At 67.4% G+C, this 15,763-nt stretch carries 16 protein-coding genes and 1 pseudogene; 10 read left to right on the forward strand and 7 right to left on the reverse strand.

What is annotated here, in order from left to right:
• The first annotated feature begins 655 nt into the window (after positions 1 to 655).
• Both CG747_RS46185 and CG747_RS50600 read left to right on the forward strand, forming a co-directional pair.
• The gene (locus CG747_RS46185; protein WP_257981224.1) at positions 656 to 1,090 is read left to right on the forward strand and encodes a hypothetical protein; all 435 of its coding nucleotides are present in this window, start codon (positions 656 to 658) and stop codon (positions 1,088 to 1,090) included.
• A 1,180-nt stretch (positions 1,091 to 2,270) separates the two neighbouring features.
• Entirely contained in the window at positions 2,271 to 2,804 is a 534-nt protein-coding gene (locus CG747_RS50600) for a hypothetical protein (protein ID WP_257981225.1), read from the forward strand.
• Here the strand turns inward: CG747_RS50600 and CG747_RS46195 are convergent.
• The 3 genes from CG747_RS46195 to CG747_RS46205 all read right to left on the reverse strand — a co-directional run bounded on the left by CG747_RS46195 (position 2,769) and on the right by CG747_RS46205 (position 5,413).
• Positions 2,769 to 3,545, reverse strand: coding sequence for an alpha/beta fold hydrolase (locus CG747_RS46195; protein ID WP_100607860.1), 777 nt, complete (start codon positions 3,543 to 3,545; stop codon positions 2,769 to 2,771). The genes CG747_RS50600 and CG747_RS46195 overlap by 36 nt on opposite strands.
• Positions 3,546 to 3,650: 105 nt before the next feature.
• Complete coding sequence (locus CG747_RS46200) at positions 3,651 to 4,550, reverse strand: aldo/keto reductase (protein WP_100607861.1); 900 nt, start codon at positions 4,548 to 4,550, stop codon at positions 3,651 to 3,653.
• Positions 4,547 to 5,413 carry a helix-turn-helix domain-containing protein gene (locus tag CG747_RS46205; protein ID WP_100607862.1) on the reverse strand — a complete coding sequence of 289 codons (867 nt, stop codon included), beginning with the start codon at positions 5,411 to 5,413 and terminating at the stop codon, positions 4,547 to 4,549. Before CG747_RS46205 ends, CG747_RS46200 begins: the two co-directional genes overlap by 4 nt.
• A gap of 261 nt (positions 5,414 to 5,674) precedes the next feature.
• On the opposite strand from CG747_RS46205, the gene CG747_RS46210 reads away from it, so the two are divergent.
• Together CG747_RS46210 and CG747_RS46215 are read left to right on the forward strand one after the other, a co-directional pair.
• Positions 5,675 to 6,115: an SRPBCC family protein gene (locus CG747_RS46210; RefSeq protein WP_100607863.1), complete on the forward strand. Its 441-nt coding sequence runs from the start codon at positions 5,675 to 5,677 to the stop codon at positions 6,113 to 6,115.
• A 40-nt stretch (positions 6,116 to 6,155) separates the two neighbouring features.
• Positions 6,156 to 6,479: pseudogene (locus CG747_RS46215) on the forward strand (hypothetical protein); the annotation flags it as partial.
• Positions 6,480 to 7,054: 575 nt separating this feature from the next.
• On the opposite strand, the gene CG747_RS46220 reads toward CG747_RS46215, so the two are convergent.
• Entirely contained in the window at positions 7,055 to 7,654 is a 600-nt protein-coding gene (locus CG747_RS46220) for a Tat pathway signal protein (protein ID WP_100607864.1), read from the reverse strand.
• Positions 7,655 to 7,857: 203 nt separating this feature from the next.
• Here CG747_RS46220 and CG747_RS46225 point away from each other — a divergent pair, with 203 nt between their 5' ends.
• Together CG747_RS46225 and CG747_RS46230 are read left to right on the forward strand one after the other, a co-directional pair.
• Positions 7,858 to 8,976 (forward strand): hypothetical protein, encoded by a 1,119-nt coding sequence (locus tag CG747_RS46225; protein ID WP_146022303.1) that lies wholly within the window; start codon positions 7,858 to 7,860, stop codon positions 8,974 to 8,976.
• A 199-nt stretch (positions 8,977 to 9,175) separates the two neighbouring features.
• On the forward strand, positions 9,176 to 9,778 hold the full coding sequence (locus CG747_RS46230; protein WP_257981226.1) for a hypothetical protein: 603 nt from the start codon (positions 9,176 to 9,178) through the stop codon (positions 9,776 to 9,778).
• Between the two features lie 7 nt (positions 9,779 to 9,785).
• Here the strand turns inward: CG747_RS46230 and CG747_RS46235 are convergent, their stop codons facing one another.
• On the reverse strand, positions 9,786 to 10,235 hold the full coding sequence (locus CG747_RS46235; RefSeq protein ID WP_100607866.1) for an ester cyclase: 450 nt from the start codon (positions 10,233 to 10,235) through the stop codon (positions 9,786 to 9,788).
• A gap of 119 nt (positions 10,236 to 10,354) precedes the next feature.
• Between CG747_RS46235 and CG747_RS46240 the strand changes: the two genes are divergently transcribed.
• The 4 genes from CG747_RS46240 (at position 10,355) to CG747_RS47730 (ending at position 14,183) form a co-directional block, all read left to right on the forward strand.
• Positions 10,355 to 11,020, forward strand: coding sequence for a TetR/AcrR family transcriptional regulator C-terminal domain-containing protein (locus tag CG747_RS46240; protein ID WP_100607867.1), 666 nt, complete (start codon positions 10,355 to 10,357; stop codon positions 11,018 to 11,020).
• Between the two features lie 685 nt (positions 11,021 to 11,705).
• The gene (locus tag CG747_RS46245; protein ID WP_100607868.1) at positions 11,706 to 12,113 is read left to right on the forward strand and encodes a hypothetical protein; all 408 of its coding nucleotides are present in this window, start codon (positions 11,706 to 11,708) and stop codon (positions 12,111 to 12,113) included.
• Between the two features lie 85 nt (positions 12,114 to 12,198).
• Complete coding sequence (locus tag CG747_RS46250; protein ID WP_100607869.1) at positions 12,199 to 12,942, forward strand: ATP-binding cassette domain-containing protein; 744 nt, start codon at positions 12,199 to 12,201, stop codon at positions 12,940 to 12,942.
• A 365-nt stretch (positions 12,943 to 13,307) separates the two neighbouring features.
• On the forward strand, positions 13,308 to 14,183 hold the full coding sequence (locus tag CG747_RS47730; RefSeq protein WP_146022304.1) for a hypothetical protein: 876 nt from the start codon (positions 13,308 to 13,310) through the stop codon (positions 14,181 to 14,183).
• Positions 14,184 to 14,986: 803 nt separating this feature from the next.
• Here CG747_RS47730 and CG747_RS48750 read toward each other — a convergent pair.
• Positions 14,987 to 15,181: a hypothetical protein gene (locus CG747_RS48750; protein WP_180986038.1), complete on the reverse strand. Its 195-nt coding sequence runs from the start codon at positions 15,179 to 15,181 to the stop codon at positions 14,987 to 14,989.
• 377 nt (positions 15,182 to 15,558) lie between these two features.
• Positions 15,559 to 15,763 (reverse strand): hypothetical protein (locus CG747_RS48755; protein WP_219621649.1); only part of this gene is annotated, 205 nt, incomplete at its 5' end.

The raw sequence follows: 15,763 nt of genomic DNA on the forward strand, positions 1-15,763 counted from the left end.
GGAAAGACAACAGCGTCTCAGAATGCTGAACAGCACGATGCGTGGGTATAGTGCGCGTAGAACCTCTAACTCAGGCGCAGGGGCCCCACCTCGGTGGGGCCCCTGTTTTTTGCTCAGAACTCTCAGGTCTGCGAGAGGGGTCAGGGGACCTGGAGGTTGGGGCGACCGCCGATCTCGGCCGGCGGCTGGTCTTCTGGGCAGGTGGCTTCGCCGCCGTGGCCTGGGGGACCGACCGTTCCCCCGTTGACCGCCTGCGCGCGCTCACACCAGGCACTCAGGCCCTCGTCGTGGCCGCGGCACTGCTCGCCTTCGTGCTGTCCGGGGTCGCCGTCCGCCGGCTGACCCCCGCCGTCCTGACCGTCCTGGAGGGATACGGCTGGCCCGGCCAACTGCGGCGCTACGGGACAACATGTCAGGAAGCCCGCCGGCACCGGCTGCGGGAACGCTGGGAGCGACTGCGCGCCGCCCTGGACGAGGAGGCAGAGCCCGTCGCCTCGGACACCTACGACGCCTTCGTACGGACCGATGCTGCCCTACGGCGCATCCCCGGTGCCCCCGAACGGCAACTGCCCACCTGGGTAGGCAACACCCTGCGCGCGGCGGAAGCGTCACGCAGGACAAGCACGGTCCGTCAGCCGTTGCCGGATCGGGCTGCGTGTGTCGCCAAGCGTTCTACGACCCCGAGTTCGGTCTGCCCGTCGTCGCCAAGCACTTCAAGTCCTGGCGCGAGGGAGGCACGGATCAGTGGACCTACCAGACCTACGCTCCGCTCGACCTGCGTCCTGACGACACCTTCAACCGCTTCATCACCGGCCGCGGCCTGTTCTGGGCCCGGACGGACAAGGGGATGCTGTCGATCCTGCCGCAGCGCAACGCCCTGGGCTACAACATCGGGTACAGCGGCGGCGGTCCGCACGCGCTGGCCGCCTACCTCACCCAGGTCGCCGACACCGACGGGCAGAACACGACAGCCGGCGCCTCCTACGAGCAGGCACACCCCGCGATCGTCGCCTGGACCCAGAGCAGTGCGGCCGACCGCGGCACGAACGAGCTGATGCTGAGCGACCTCAAGGCCATGCAGCAGAGCTGACCGACGCCGCACCTGGACGCCCCGCGGAGCAGGAGCAACCGTGGGGCGTCCGCGCGTACGCCTTCGGTCCGGCGGGACAGAGCACGCTCCGCCTCGCGGGACGGACAACGAAGCCACCGGAGCACCTGTAGGAACGCGACCGGCGCGCACCTCCTGGCGGCGACGGAGAACGGCGAGGATACGGAGACCGGCACCCAAGTACGGAGGCCCGCATGGTCGAACCTGCCCCGCTGCACCTCTCACCGGAGCAACTCGAGCGCCTGGAGCAGCTCACCGAAGCGGTCCGGCCGCGAGCGGCACGGAACCGGCACCCCCGCCGATCCGGCGACGCTCCCAGCGCTACCCCGGCGGCTGGCCGAACCCGTGGCGGCCCACGCGTGCGCTCCGACACGCCGACGGTAAGAGCAGAGCATCACGCCCTCGGGTGCGAGCACCAATGACGCCGTGCACCTTCCCACCGCACCGAGCGCGGCTCACCATCCGGTAGGGGAGTGCGGGACAGCGGGCGCAACTCATGACGCCGCGGGCATCTGCGCATCTGCGCGTCGCCGCCCGGTGATCGATGGGTGTGGTGGGTGTCCGGGCGGGCGGTGTGGCGTCGGCCACGGACAAAACCATCTGGTCAAGGGGCAGTCAAGGCGAAAACGGACACTGGTCGGTCATGGTCGTCAGACCGCGGACAAGGGGTGCTTCCTCACGGTGGCACCAGCTCATACGCGATCTGCGTGCGAGCTGGACGACTGCTGATCCGGCCAACCTACTGGAGAAACGAGGACACCGTGCCCGCACCCGACCGACCCCTCTCTTCCCTCTGCCCCGCGCGCCCGCGTTCCTGGAGTCCGGCCCACCGGGACCTCGCTGCTCGGGCTGGCCGCGCGCACTGTGTCAGCTGCTGGGCAAGCCCCGGTGAGCTCCTGCCGTTGGTGCTTGTGTTCCCGCTGCCGAAGCCACTTCCGTGCCCGGCATCCGCGAGTCACCCTTTTCCCCTTGTCATCACGGGTTTCCAGGGCCGTGAGGGTTTGTCACACCCTCTTCCCTCCCTTGTCCTTGAGTTTGTTGTTGGTGGTGGATGGTTGTCGGTGGTGGGGGAGATCATCGGGTTCGGGGGCCCGGCGCCCTCGGCGGAAGGGTGCCGGCGCCCGGCCGTTGGCCGGTCGCGGACGACGGGAGGGTGAGCCTGATGGCAGGCAAGAGGAAGGCCAACGAGGCGGGGTCGACCAACGACTTGCGCGGCGATGTGCTGCGCGTGCTTGGAGTGCTCAAGGTCGCCACGGCCGACCAGATCCAGCGACTGTCCTCGCCGCACCTGAGCTTTCGGCACACCCTGGAGGACACAGCAGCCCTGCGGAAGGAAGCACGCACCGCCTCCCACCGAGGCGCGGCCAACGACCTGCGCAGGCACGGCCTGTCCATCGACGGCGGCCGTACTCGGGGCGGTGAGGAGGTCCGACTGCTCACCGCGGCCGGGTTGGCCGCCGCTGCGATCGACCTGGTGATGGCGCTTCTTGAAAGCGGCCGCTCCCTGCTCGGGGGTGACCCCATACCTGCTCAGTGGATCTCCTCACGCATCCGGCACAGACCGCATCGAGCCTCCTGGCCTGCCGAGAGGGGCCTGGCCTGGTGGGGCCACCTGGTCCTTCAGCAGAGGGGGCTCCACCTCGGAGTGCGCGGTTCAGCGCTATTGCTCCGGGAGATGGCGGACGAAGTCCAGTAGCAGGGTGCAGAACGCGGAGGGTTGTTCCAGCGGCGCGAGGTGCCCCGCGGCGGGGATGACCACGGTTTCGCCTGCGCCGAGGTCCCGGGCCAGTCCTTCGCCACCCTCGAAGAAGTCGGGCATGTCGTGTTCACCGACACCGACCAAGGCGGGGACGGTCAGCGCGCGCAGCACCGCCGTCCCCTCCCCGAGGGGGTCCGCCGCCAAAGACGGCCCGCCGTGGGCGCGTTGTTCGGTGAGTTGGCCGCGGAGCATACGGGCCGCGTGCGCACGTACGTCGTCGCTCGCGCCGGCCGAGGTCCACGCTTCGACGCCGGCTGTCACGGCTGCGTCCAGGTCGCCGGCGGCGAGCGCCGTCCTTTCGGCGTCCCAGGCGGCTTGCAGACGGGGAGAGGCCGGCTGGTCGTGGGGCCGATACCCGACGAGCACCAGACCTTCGACCCGCTCGGGCGCCGTGACGGTGGCTTGGAGTGCCACCAGGGCACCGAGGGAGTTCCCGGCCAGGACGAAGCGGTCGACCCCGAGGTGATCGAGGGTGTCGAGCACGTCCGTCCAGGGGGCTACCTCACGGTCGCCGGGCACGAGTGCGTCGCCGTGGCCGGGCAGGTCCAGGGCGATAGCCCGCAGGCCCGCATCGGCGAGCAGGGGAAGGTGGGCGCCCCACATGGTGCGGTCGGTGGGACGGGCGTGCAGCAGGACGACGGGGCGGCCTCGGCCCGCTTCGTCGGAGGGCAGCAGCATGGCAAGCGTCTTTTCTTCGGTGGGACAGGGAGGGGGAGAAGGAGACGGGGAAACAGCCGGCTCACGGTGCGAAGGAGCAGGAGACCTGCCTTCCTGGGGCGGCTGTTACGCCGCGGCAGTCAGTTCGTCGGCCTCCGCGTCGCTCAGCCTCAGGGACGCCGCCGCCAGGTTCTCCTCCAGGTGCGCGACCTTGGAGGTCCCGGGGATGGGCAGGACGACGCCGGAGCGGGCCAGCAGCCAGGCCAGCGCCACCTGCGACGGGCCGGCGTGGTGGGCGGTCGCGATCCGATCGACCGGGCCGCCGGGGCGGGCCAGCTCGCCCGCGGCCACCGGTGCCCAGGGAATGAAGCCGATGCCGTGGCGGGTGCAGTACTCCAGGACGTCAGCGGAGCCGCGGTCGGTGAGGTTGTAGCGGTTCTGCACGGTGGCTATTTCCACGATCGTGCGGGCCTGCTGGATCTGGTCGACCGTTACCTGGGACAGTCCGATCGCGACGATCTTGCCCTTGTCCTGGAGCCTCTTCAGCTCGCCGATCTGGTCCTCCAACGGGACCTTCGAATCGATGCGGTGCAACTGGAACAGGTCGATGTGATCCACGCCGAGCCGGCGCAGACTCATCAGGGCCTGCTGGCGGAGGTACTCCGGGCGGCCCACCGGCGGCCACGCGGCCGGACCGAGGCGCACCAGTCCCTCGTCGGTTCTGATCGCGTCGGGCCCGTTGCGGGTCAGCCCGGCCTTGGTCGCGATCAGCACGTCATCACGGTAGGGATGGATCGCCGCCCGGATGATCTCCTCGCTCACGTACGGGCCGTAGGAGTCCGCGGTGTCGATCAGCTGCACGCCGAGTTCGACGGCGCGGCGCACCACCCGCACGCACTCCTGACGGTCGTCGGGCTCACCCCACACCCCGAGTCCGGTCAGGCGCATGGCTCCGAAACCGAGACGGGCGACCTTCTTGCCGGCGATCTCGAAGGTGCCGGCGGCGTCGGAGAGCGACGCAGTCATGATCGGGGTTCTCCCTCTTCTGCGGCAGTGGCCTGGTCCGTCAGGACCACTTCCTGCTCCGACAGTTGGCCGAGCAGGACCAGGGCGTCGGCGCTGGCGCTGCCGGGTTCCGCGCTGTAAACGGACAGATGCTGTCCGGGGGCGCTGGTGATGGCGAGCGCCTCGAAGTGCAGACGTATCTCACCCACTTGTGGGTGCCGGAAGTGCTTGTCCTCGTGCGTACGGGGACGGACCTCGTAGTGCGCCCACAGGCCCGTGAACGCGGGGCTGCGCACGCTCAGTTCGCCGACGACCCGCTCGATCCGCTCGTCCTGCGGGAACTGCGAGGAGGACGCCCGCAGGTTGCCCACCGCGATCCGCGCCGCGTGGTCCCAGTCGGCGTAGAACTCCCGCGCGAAGGGATCGAGGAAGATCATTCGCAGCAGGTTGTCGTACCGGGTGAAAGCTCCGTACAGCTCCCGCGCCATCGTGTTGGCCGCCAGCACGTCCTGCGCCGCCCCGACCACGAAGGCCGGCACTTCACGCATGCCGTCCATCAGCCGCAGCAACTCCGCAGCGACGCTGGTCGTGGCAGCCGCCGTCTCGAAGACGGACAGGCCCAACCGGAAGAGATGGGTGGCCGCCGCGTCGTTCAACCGCAGTGCCCCGGCGATCGCCCGCAGCACCTGCTCGGACGGGTGCCGCTCCCGGCCCTGCTCCAGCCGGATGTAGTAGTCCGTACTCATCCCGGCCAGCAGCGCCACTTCATCACGGCGCAGCCCCGGCACCCGCCGCGACCCGTCGTCGGGCAGGCCGACCTCCGCTGGCGCGACCGCCGCACGGCGCGCTCGCAGGTAGTCGCCGAGTTCGTTCACGCTTTCCATGACAGCCACGCTAATCACGGACGGACGCCGGGGCGTGGGTGCGCTGCACCCACCCGAGCATGACAGCCGAGCACGCATCCACGGATAGCCGCAGCACACCCTCCCACACCCCGCGGCCGCGCTCGTAGCGTCGGCCCTGTCACCAGTCACCGCGCTGCCGACCGCACACCGATGCCGCCTCTGCCGTCCTCTCCCGGCAGGTCGGGGAAGTCGTCACGGCAGCCGTGACGACTTCCCCGACCTCGGAACCGGAGTTCCTTCATGCCCGAAGCATTCGCCAGCGCTGTCATCCCGGCCCGGGTCACCAAGGTGTGGCGCGTGGTCCGCGACTTCGGTGGCCTGGCCACCTGGCAGCCGGCCGTCGCCGACTGTGTCCTGTCGGACGTACAAGCACCCGACCGCGTCGGTTGCGTCCGCACTCTGTCCATGGCCGACGGGGAGACCGTGGTGGAGTCCCTCCTGGCCTTGGACGACCACGCACGGTCCCTGACTTATGGCATCGTCAGCTCCCCCTACCCAGTGCAGTGCTACCGGGCCACCATGCGGGTTCTGCCTCTTACCGCCACCGATGAGACGTTCGTCGGTTGGTCGGTGAACTTCGACTGCGACCAGGCCCACGCCGACGAGCTTGCGAGAAACTTCCGGGCCGACATCTTCACAACCGGACTGCGAGGCTTGGCCGACCACTGTTACACACCGTGATCGTCGTCGATGTTCGTGCTGTTCGGCGACAAGTACCACGGGGCGCCTGGTGGCGCCGTCCGACATCCCGTCCCGGGACTACCGGGAAGCGGTGGTCCGCCCCGCAGACCTCGCCGAGTTCGACGCTCTGCGCCACGCCGCCGTCGAAGTGGTGGTCCTGCCGTACGAGCACGCGGGCCGCGCCGCCTACGAAGCGGCCAATCGCAGACTTCTCCAGGGCGCGGACCGCCTCGTCGCCGTTTGGGACGGCAGCGCCCCCACAGGTCGTGGCGGCGGTACGGCGGACTCTGTGGCCGCGGCCCGCTTGGCCGGGTTGGCTGTCGACGTCGTGTGGCCTCTTGGTGCGTTCAGGTCCGGCGCCTGACGCCTGTGCCCGGTTCCTGCCGGGAATCCCGGCCGCCCCCACGAGTAGGACCGCGTATTCGCCGGTCACGGCACTGGAACGGACAACCGGCCCCGGTGGACTCACGACACGCGTCTGGCGGGCCCGTCTTCGTGCCCTGTTCGATAGGGCCAGCGCGGACGCCGACGAGGAGAAGGGATGAGCCCGGGGGCTCCCCGCCGGTCGAGTCGGCGGGGAGCCCTTCACTCAGGGAGCGCAGGTCATCCCAGGGTGGTCAGCTCAGCCGCGGCCGTCGCACGCCTTGCAGTCGCCGCTGCCCCGGCAGCTGTCGCACTTCCACACACCTCGGTAGCCGGAGCCGTCGCAGGTGGTGCACTTTCCATCGCCCTTGCAGCGCTGGCACTTGTTCCACATGGTGAGACCTCTTCTCGTTTCTGCCTTGTCGGTTGATGTCGTTGGTCGGCAGGTGGCGTCTGGTCAGCTGCGGCCGTAGTGCGCCGTTGCAGCTCGCGCAGGGGCACCAGCACCGTCTGATCCGGCAACCGGTGCCACCGCAGGCTGTGCGCTCGCCTTCTCCCTTTCTTGCTGGTCGGCCCTCAGTACGTACGGGCCTTCTCCCAGCCGCGCGCGGTGTCCAGCGTGGTCTTGAAGTAGTTCCTGGGCGGGGTGCTGTTGCCGTCGGGCAGGCGGCTGCTGCTGAGGGCGGGGCTGTACTTGCGGAAGATCGCGATTGCTTTCGTGAGGCAGTTGTTGTGAAGGATCTGGTAGCCGTTGTTCTTCATGTTGTTGAAGGTGCGCTGCGCGGCCTTGAGGTCGCCGCCAGCCGTGTTGATGCACTGGTAGGCGTCGTAGTAGCCCTTCCTGTGGCGTCCGTCTCGCTTGATGCTCTTGCGGAGGTCATCCCAGGTGCCGCGCTTGATCCAGCTGCCGTTGTCCTTGCCCGGCGCGGTGTAGGAGTCTCCCTCGGCGTTCTCGGTCGCGCCCCAGATCCAGTGATTGGTGTTCTTCGGGTCGCGGATCGCCCAGGCGACGTGTCCGTAGGTCCGGCCGGCGAACGGGGCGCCCTCCTTGTCCAGGAAGAGGCACGCCCGGCCGCCCGAGGCGGCCTCGGCAGGTGTGGACGCTGTGGTGAGGGCCCCGGCGGCGAGAACTGCCGCAGTCGCAGTCATCGCGAAGGCGCTCTTGATCTTGCTCATTGTGGTGGTTCTCCTGTTCGCGTTGGCCCCGACGAGAGGGGCGACGGCCGGGCGTCCCGTGCCGCTGAAACCGAATGTCCCGTAGCGGGACAGGGAGCTCACCAGTGCAAGAGGGACGGGGATTTGCGGCGCAACTTGCACCTCCGTAGCCTGCTGTTTCTCGGTTGCACCGCAACGAGATGTCCCTCGGAGGGGAGCCGTTGATGGGGGATCAGAGGGAGTCGTTCGCGGAGTTGTCGCACCACCTGGCGCAGGCCCTCGACGCATGGCAGGCATGTGTGGGAGAGCCGACCGAGCGGGGGAAGCCGCCACGCAAGGTTCTGGTGAAGGCTCTGGAGACAGAGCGGGAGACGCCCGTATGGCAGACCCGCAAGAGGATCGACGAGGCACTGCTGTCGTACTGGCTGAAGGGCCGCGACCAACTGCTGCCCGGCACCAAGCACAACCGACTGCCCAGCGAGGAGGACTGCGCGGCTATTGCACGGGCGCTGAAGGACCATGCGCCCGAGAACGCTGAACAGCTACCCAAGATCGGCTGGGAGATCGCCGACCTGGCGCGCCGGCTTCGAGTCGTAGGTGGACAGGGCTGGCGGAATCGAGTCCTGGCGAGCCTCATCGTGCAGCCCGCTGAACCTGCTGAACCGGTCGAGGCCGCTGAGCCGGTCGAAACAGCCAGCGCGACTGAGCCGACCGCAGTCGAAGAGCAGACGGCTGGGCGGCGGCGCTGGATGAACGGGCGGGTGTGGGCAAAAGCGGCCACAGCCGTAGTAGGGGTGGCTGGGTTAATCGTGCTGGTCGTGTGGCTGAGCGGCGGTGGAGAGTCCTCCTCAGCTGCTAAGGAGCAAAACGGATCGGCCGGGACGAGAACGCAAGAGCCGGACGTTGCCAAGCCAGGTACCGGTGCCTCAACCGAGTCCGGCGTCGAGGGCAACCACCGGTGTGGAAAGGCGCGAAGTGCAGGTGCGGTGTCGTGGACGCCGTGCACGCTCGTCGCCACGGACGGGAGGATGTCCTTCCTGGTGCAGTTCACGAATACCTCGGCCAAGCCGGTAACGGTGAAGGCGAAACTGACCTACGTCCAGGCAGCGGTGGAGCAGGCCTGCCCCGACCCGTGGGGGACGTCGGTGGAGATCACTATCCCCGCCAAAGCGACGAAGACCAGTCCGCTGGAGGCGTGCACGGCTTCACTGACGCCTGCTCAGGCATTCCAGGCAAAAGGCTGGGTGGTTCTCCATGGCACAGCACAGTGGGGGTACCGGGAGCACTCTCCGACGCTGCACGTGCAGGAGGACGGCACTCCGCTGTGGGCCGACGAGGCGTGACGACTCGGTCGCAGTCTGCGATTCCGTCCAGCCCGGGGTGGACCCTCCCTGTGGTCTCAACGACTGTCCGAACTGTGAACCCCCGGAACGGCAGTCCCTGCCGCACCCGCGTCGGGAAGACCGCGACGAAGTACCACACCCCGCGGTTCATCCTCGTCCCCGCGCTCCGCGAGGAGCTGGCGGTCCTCGTCCCCGAGGAATGGGAGCCCGGCGGCCGTGGAAGCCGGGCCCGCCCGTCGAGGCCACCCCGGCCGAGCTGGCCGCGAAGCCGATCCGGATCGGGTACGCCCGCTGCTCGACCGCCCGGCAGGAACCCCAGAGCCAGCTCGACCAGGTGTGGGAGGGGGACCACAAGCAGGCCCCGCTCGTCGTGGTGATGCCCGACAAGAAGCTGTCGAAGGTGTGGGTAACGTGGTTCGAGGACCGCGGTACCGGCTATGTGACGGGCTGGGCGGTCACCGCCGGCTCCGCGCACCGCGGGTCGGTCCTGGCGGCGGTGCGGGCGTCGGCGCTGCGGGAGGATCCTTACGGGCCGGCTGGAGGACTGCCGGAGCTCGTACGGGTCGACGGCGGGGCGGACTTCCTGTCCCAGACGGTGCGGCGGTCCTTCGGCCTCCTCGGAGTACCGGTGCACCGGGTGCGCGGCGCCCGCCACAAAGGTGGTATCGAGCGGCTGAACCGCACCAGCATGACGCGGTTCTTCGCCGACCTGCCCCGCTACACGAAGGCGCCCCTGCTTGATCACCGCCGATGCCTCGGTGGCCAGGACCCGCCGTTGACCTGCGGCTCGTGCCTGCTCTGACACTCTTTCAGTCTTCGCTTGGCCAGTCCCAGCCGAGCTGGAGGAACATGCCGAGTCGGTCGCTCACAGCGCGGATCTCGGCGATCCGGCCTGCCCGTACAGTGAAGATCCAGATCTGTTCGACGTCGCAACGTCGGTTGGTCGGCTCGGGCATCCGGGGGTGATATCCGGTGTGGACGGCGCGCACCCGAAGCCGTGCTACGACCTCGTCACCCTCGGCGATGAGCTGTTCCGCATGAAAGCCGTCGTCCCGGCGCTCCGCGCTGAACGCGGCGAGCTGTTGCCGGAAGCCCTCTATCGCAGCGCCCGGCGCTTCTCCCTCACCAAAAATGATCTTGTTGTGGTCGACCACATCCGGTGCGAGGTACTGCACCCAGTCCTGGCTCGCCCGGTCGTTGAGCGCGGTGATGAAGCTGAGGGTGACCTGCTTGTTGTTGAGGGCGGTGGCGGAGAGCATCTCCAGCTCCTGTGGCGTCCGGGGAAAGGGCTCGAATTCTTACGGCGTAAATTTGCTGGAGCCGATCCTTGCCTTACCTTGTAAGAAAGTCAACGCTCGGAGTGGAGAGGTGGGGACGCATGACGGCCGAGAAGCAGGGCGCACGGCGCGGCCGTGGCAAGCGCGCGGGACTGAGCCGGCAACGAATCCTGGACGCGGCACTGGACCTCGTCGACCGCAGGGGGTTCAAGGCCCTGACAATGCGTTCACTCGGCGAGCAGCTCGACGTCGAGGCGATGACGCTCTATCACTACTTCCCCAACAAGGGCGCCTTGCTCGACGGACTGGCGGATCAGGTGTTCCGAGCTGCCGCACCGGCGATGCACGGGTCCACCGACTGGCGTGAGGCTCTGTGCCAGTACGCAAAGGCGCTGCGCAAGGGCCTGCTGCGGCACCCGGCCATCCTCCCGCTGGCCACCTCCCGCCCAGCGGTCACCCAGGCGACACTCGACGACATCGAGGCGTGCCTGCGCATGCTGACGGACAACGGCTTTCCACTCGGTCGTGCGTTGCACGCCCTCAACGCGGTGTCGGTGTTCGCGATCGGGCACGCCGTCGTGGAGGCACAGCTTGTCGTCGACGCGCATGAATCGGGCGGTACGAGCTGGCTGGCCGAACTGGAGACCGAGCGATATCCGCTCATCACCAAGGCGGCGCGCGACCGAGCAGGCGTGGACGACGAGGAGCGCTTCACCCTCGCCGTCGACGCGATGCTGCTTGGGTTCGACGAGCTGCGCACGGGCTGACCTCTGAGTCGCCGACCGTCACCACTGCGGCTCGTGCCCGCTCTCGTTCCGGGGTATCCACCACCAAAGCCCCACGCCTACCGATCCATGTGTCACCAATGTCCGGCAGTTTTATACCTAGCAGCTGCTTCGTTCTGGGTCAGCAAGGGGCGGGGCGTGCTCATGCCTTCATCCTCCCCTGTGTTTCCGGACGTCTGGTATCCGACCTGCCGCGATTCGTCTGCCTCGTTCTCGGCATCGCCGATGGTGACGCGTAGATCGTGGACGCTGTCCATCATCTCGATGAGGGACACTTCAGCGCGGCCGAGGGCCCGCTGGACGCCCTGCGCGTCGCCGTCCTGGTGGTCGAGCCGTGCTGTTACGTAGACGTCGACACCAGGCTAAGTAGGAACGATGTCTCACCTCGGCGGAATTCGGCCATTTGTGCCTCACGCCCATTCCCACGCGCCAGCACTGGCTCACTCCACGCTTTGCCCCCAATGGACCCCGAACAGGTGAGACATGACGAGTATGGACAGCTTCTCTCTGGCATCCCGCCTAGGGGTTCCGCAGCCCACAGTGGCGTATTTCGTTCGATTGCGAGCTGCGATTCCTTGCATATGTCATGATCGCGGCCAGTTTCGCTGTGGAGTCAGGTGCATCGCGCCCACAAGGGCAGTGCACCTTCCGAAACTCAAGGGGAGGCATGTTCATGGAGAACAAGCGGGTATCAACGCGACGCAAGGCAACACTCGTCGCGGGGGTGGTCCTGGCGGCTACGGTCGCAGGGACCGTTCCGTCCTGGGCCGAGGGGCAGTGGTCGAGCTACATATCCAACTGGACCAACGGGGCCGAGTCCCGCCGCTGGACAGACAACCACAAGGACGGAAACGCGACCACCATCGGGTTCTCCGGCTGCAACTTCGGTGGTGCGGGGGCAGTGAACATCAACCTGTACCGCGCGATCGACTACTGGCCCGATGACAGCCAGGGCATGCACAGCATGGACTGCACGACCGTCTCATGGGGTGCGATGGGCACCAAGGGGGAATACTACTTCGCCTATGAAGGCAACCACACGATCAACGTGAAGAACGTAGTGGTCAAGTACTAGTTGCACTCTCTTCGCCCGGCGCCGCCCAGAGCTCCTGGGTGGTGTCGGGCGTTCATTTCTGTCCCTCCCTCACTCTGGAAGTGCCGTGCCGATCAGCATCAGTGACTGCTCATTCATGTACCGCAGAGGGTTGCCCGTCTTGGACGGCCTGAACCTGTCCTTCGGCCACGGTGCGACTGTCCTGCTCGGGCCCAACGGCGCCGGCAAGTCCACTTTGCTCGGAATCGCGGCATCGGCGCTGCGGCCCGCTTCTGGGCATGTCCGTATCGGCGGCCTCGACACCCGCAGCCGCAAAGATGTCAAGGAGTACCGCCGGAAGGTCGGTTGGCTTCCCCAGCAGGTCAAGGCGGTCCCCGGGCTGCGAGTTCGCGAGCAGGTGACGCACGCGGGGTGGCTGAAAGGCATGTCCCGCGTCGAGGCATGGAAAGCATCCAGGAGGGCTCTGGACCAGGTCGACCTCACAGACCTGTCAACGCGGCGCACCACGGAGCTGTCCGGAGGGCAGAAGCGCCGTCTCGGCATTGCACAGGCGCTGGTTCACAGCGCCGAGGTCGTTCTCATGGATGAGCCGACAGCCGGGCTGGACCCCGCGCAACGGGCGACGTTCCGAGACCTGGTCGCGAGGCTGAGTTCAACGGTGGCCATTGTCGTATCCACCCACCAGACCGAAGACCTCGCCGATATCTACCAAAGCGTTGTCGTCTTGGACAAAGGGCACGTCAAACACCAGGGGGCAGTCAGCGCATTTCTGGATCTGGCCCCGGCCGGTACTTCCCCGGAGCGGAAAGCAGAAGCGGCCTACGCCACCATTTGCACGGTGGAGGTCTGAGCGTGTACTTGAGGACAGTCCTGCGGACCTCCACGGCACCGCGAGCAGCCATCGTTCTTATTCCCTGGCTGGTCGCCTATAGCGGGAACATCCGCCGTTGGATCACCGACGGTTACTGGGAATCTGTCACTGCGCAGAGCAGCTTCCTGCTGGGTTTCATCGCCCCGGCCTGCGCGGCGTGTGCCGCTTGGGAGGGTGCCCGAGTCAAGCGTTCCGGGATGTTGGGCAGCGCCCCTTCCAGGACTCCGCTAGCCATAGCCGTTTCGGTGCTGTGGCCCGTCATGCTCCTCGGCTGCCTTTCGATCACGTTGGGGGTGGCTGTCTCTGCTCCCCAAGCTTCAGGGCTTCCCAGATGGCCTTCCTTCGTGATGGTCATCATCGAGATGGCTGTGGCAGTCGCACATACCGCTGCCGGATACGTGGCCGGGCTGATTCTTCCTCGGCTGCTGGCTGCACCCACGTCCCTCGTTGTCAGCTTCGTGTGGATGGCCTACCCAGCTGCCATGAGCAGTCCGTCGTGGCTGCGGCAACTCAACGGCCACAATTTCACCGAATGTTGTTCGCTCGACCAGGTACCCGATGTAAGAGGTTTCGGTGCGGCAGCCATGGTCGCGGTCGGCGTGACGTTCACGTGCGTGGTGTGGATCAGCCTGCGTGGCGTGCCGCGGTTGTTGGGCCCGGTGGTTCTGGGATTGGCTCTGGTCGCAGGATGCGTCCTGGCAGCGCCGATGGGGTACCGGTCGGCACAGCCCCGTGACCTGGCCGAGCTTGATTGCCGTACCGGACCAAGCGGGATCTGCCTCTGGCCGGAACAGCAAGGCGCAGCCCAGAGAATAGAGAAATGGGGCCTTGAGGCTCGGCGGAACCTGGTGACGGCCGGCGTGCGTCCTGCGCAGAAAGTCAAGGTGATGTCGGCTGCGCCCAGCCAAGGCGAGGTCGCCTCGGTGATGGCGTTCAGCACCATCCCGCAGGACATTCCGTCGTGCGCGCGCACCGGACAATGGCCGGGGAGCCAAGCAACCGGACCGGTGATGGCGTGGTTGGCGCTCACCGCTGGAGCACAGTCTCAGGACATTGAGGGCTCCTATATCGAAGCCGACGTTCACCTGGCACAAAAGGTACGGAGGCTTCCCCTTGCGGGACAGCAGCGTTGGTTCCACCGCAACGCCGTCACACTGACCCGATGCGACAAGCAGCCCGACCTATCCCCAGAGCATTTTGCTGCGGGTGCTGCGCTGTGATCCTGTGGGCACGTGTCCGGATGCTCCCCGCGGTTTGCGGAGCGCTGACAATTGTGATGGTCCTGGGAGCGTTTGCCCCGTCCGTGGCGTTGCCGATTCCGCTGGTGTTCGGAACAGTGTCGTTCCCCTTGCCAGTGCCACTACTGCTGCCGCTACTGCCGGTATGCCTGATACTGCACGGTCAGTCCAGGGGGGACTTGGACGCGGAAAAGGTGTCAGTGCGGCCCATCTGGGCACGGGACGCGGTCACCATGGCCGCCTTGGTAACGCTGGCTTGTCTCGTGGGCGCAGTGGAGGCGTGGTCGGGTCGAACGACGGGCATCGCGATGGCTCGGGACTTCGCCGGCTTCCTGGGCTTGGCTCTGCTCATGCGACGAGTCGGTGGCCCAGGCGCGGCCAACATCGCAGTTGCGTTGTTCCCGTTCGCGTGCGCATCGTTCGGCATGAGGTCGAGCGGGCATCCGCGCGTGTGGGCATGGCCCTTCCATGGGCCCGGATCAGCTGTGGCGGCCGTTACGGCTGCTGTTCTCCTTGTTGGAGGTCTAGTGGTGGCTCGACACGATCCGCTGATCAAGAGATGGGGTGATGACGAGTAAGAGGAGCTGACGCAAAGTTCGGACGCGTCGGTGGGTGAGCGGGCGTGTTGAGGGACGCTTCGTGGATGTCCCGGCGGATCCGCAGGCGCCGGAAGCCGTGGATTCATGCGTTCGTCCGCTCGACGACCCACGGCACGGTCCCGAGCCCGGAGCCGTGTGGCACTCCTCGGCGGGCGATGGTCGCCCTCAGCGCCCGTCTGTCAGCTGTCAGCGCAGGGCGGCCACCGCGCCCGTTCGTTCGGTGGCGATCTTCACGGCGAAGCCCGCCAGCGCGGTGCTCATCACATAGCGGTGAAGGCGCTGCCAGAGCGGGTGCCGGCCGAAGAACCCGGCGACGGAGCCGGCCGTCACGATGAAGAACGCGTTGCCCGCGACCCCCACGGCGATCTGGGTCAGTCCCAACAGCAGCCCCTGGAGGCCGATCTGGCCGCGCGCTGGGGCAGCACCAGCACGGTGCGGTATCGCCGCCTGTGGGGTGCTGGCGCTGACCCCGGCGCCTGTTCAGCTGCCCCCGTTCACTCGCCCGCCTCACCCACGCGCGGACTGCTCAAACAGGCCCCTGATCCATGTATGTGCATGCATGTACCGCCCTGGCGGCGGGACGTGTTCCTCGTATGCCTCAATCGAATCCGCCGCCTCGCGCTGACCCGGACAGCCGCCACCTCAGCAGCCGCATGGAGTCTGCCCACCACGAGCCTGCGTGAGCGAGAGTCCTACCCGCAAGCGGCCGAGCGCGTCGCCGGACCATCGTTCCGGATCTCACGGGTTCAGCAGGTCATTCAATGCAGCAGCGTCAGCGTTTGAGTACACCGCGACAGTGTCCACGGACCCACGATGGTGAAGGGCCCGCACCGCTTCTCCATCACCTGCGTGAGCGTCTCCACGATCTGGGTGAAGGGGCGGCCCGGCCATCCGCTGATCTCGAAGGCCACGTTGCCGATCGCGGGCCGGTCGAAAGTGAGGTGTGGCGAGGTGTGGGGGTCT

Source organism: Streptomyces sp. CB02959 (assembly GCF_002803155.1).
Classification (GTDB): domain Bacteria; phylum Actinomycetota; class Actinomycetes; order Streptomycetales; family Streptomycetaceae; genus Streptomyces.

Excerpts from the sequence above, each read along its gene's own strand:
- CG747_RS46210 (WP_100607863.1), top strand. The coding sequence starts at position 5,675 with ATGCCCGAAGCATTCGCCAGCGCTGTCATCCCGGCCCGGGTCACCAAG.
- CG747_RS46240 (WP_100607867.1), top strand. The coding sequence starts at position 10,355 with ATGACGGCCGAGAAGCAGGGCGCACGGCGCGGCCGTGGCAAGCGCGCG.
- CG747_RS46220 (WP_100607864.1), bottom strand. The coding sequence starts at position 7,654 with ATGAGCAAGATCAAGAGCGCCTTCGCGATGACTGCGACTGCGGCAGTT.
- CG747_RS46195 (WP_100607860.1), bottom strand. The coding sequence starts at position 3,545 with ATGCTGCTGCCCTCCGACGAAGCGGGCCGAGGCCGCCCCGTCGTCCTG.
- CG747_RS46225 (WP_146022303.1), top strand. The coding sequence starts at position 7,858 with ATGGGGGATCAGAGGGAGTCGTTCGCGGAGTTGTCGCACCACCTGGCG.
- CG747_RS50600 (WP_257981225.1), top strand. The coding sequence starts at position 2,271 with ATGGCAGGCAAGAGGAAGGCCAACGAGGCGGGGTCGACCAACGACTTG.
- CG747_RS46205 (WP_100607862.1), bottom strand. The coding sequence starts at position 5,413 with ATGGAAAGCGTGAACGAACTCGGCGACTACCTGCGAGCGCGCCGTGCG.
- CG747_RS46230 (WP_257981226.1), top strand. The coding sequence starts at position 9,176 with ATGGGAGCCCGGCGGCCGTGGAAGCCGGGCCCGCCCGTCGAGGCCACC.
- CG747_RS46245 (WP_100607868.1), top strand. The coding sequence starts at position 11,706 with ATGTTCATGGAGAACAAGCGGGTATCAACGCGACGCAAGGCAACACTC.
- CG747_RS46200 (WP_100607861.1), bottom strand. The coding sequence starts at position 4,550 with ATGACTGCGTCGCTCTCCGACGCCGCCGGCACCTTCGAGATCGCCGGC.
- CG747_RS46235 (WP_100607866.1), bottom strand. The coding sequence starts at position 10,235 with ATGCTCTCCGCCACCGCCCTCAACAACAAGCAGGTCACCCTCAGCTTC.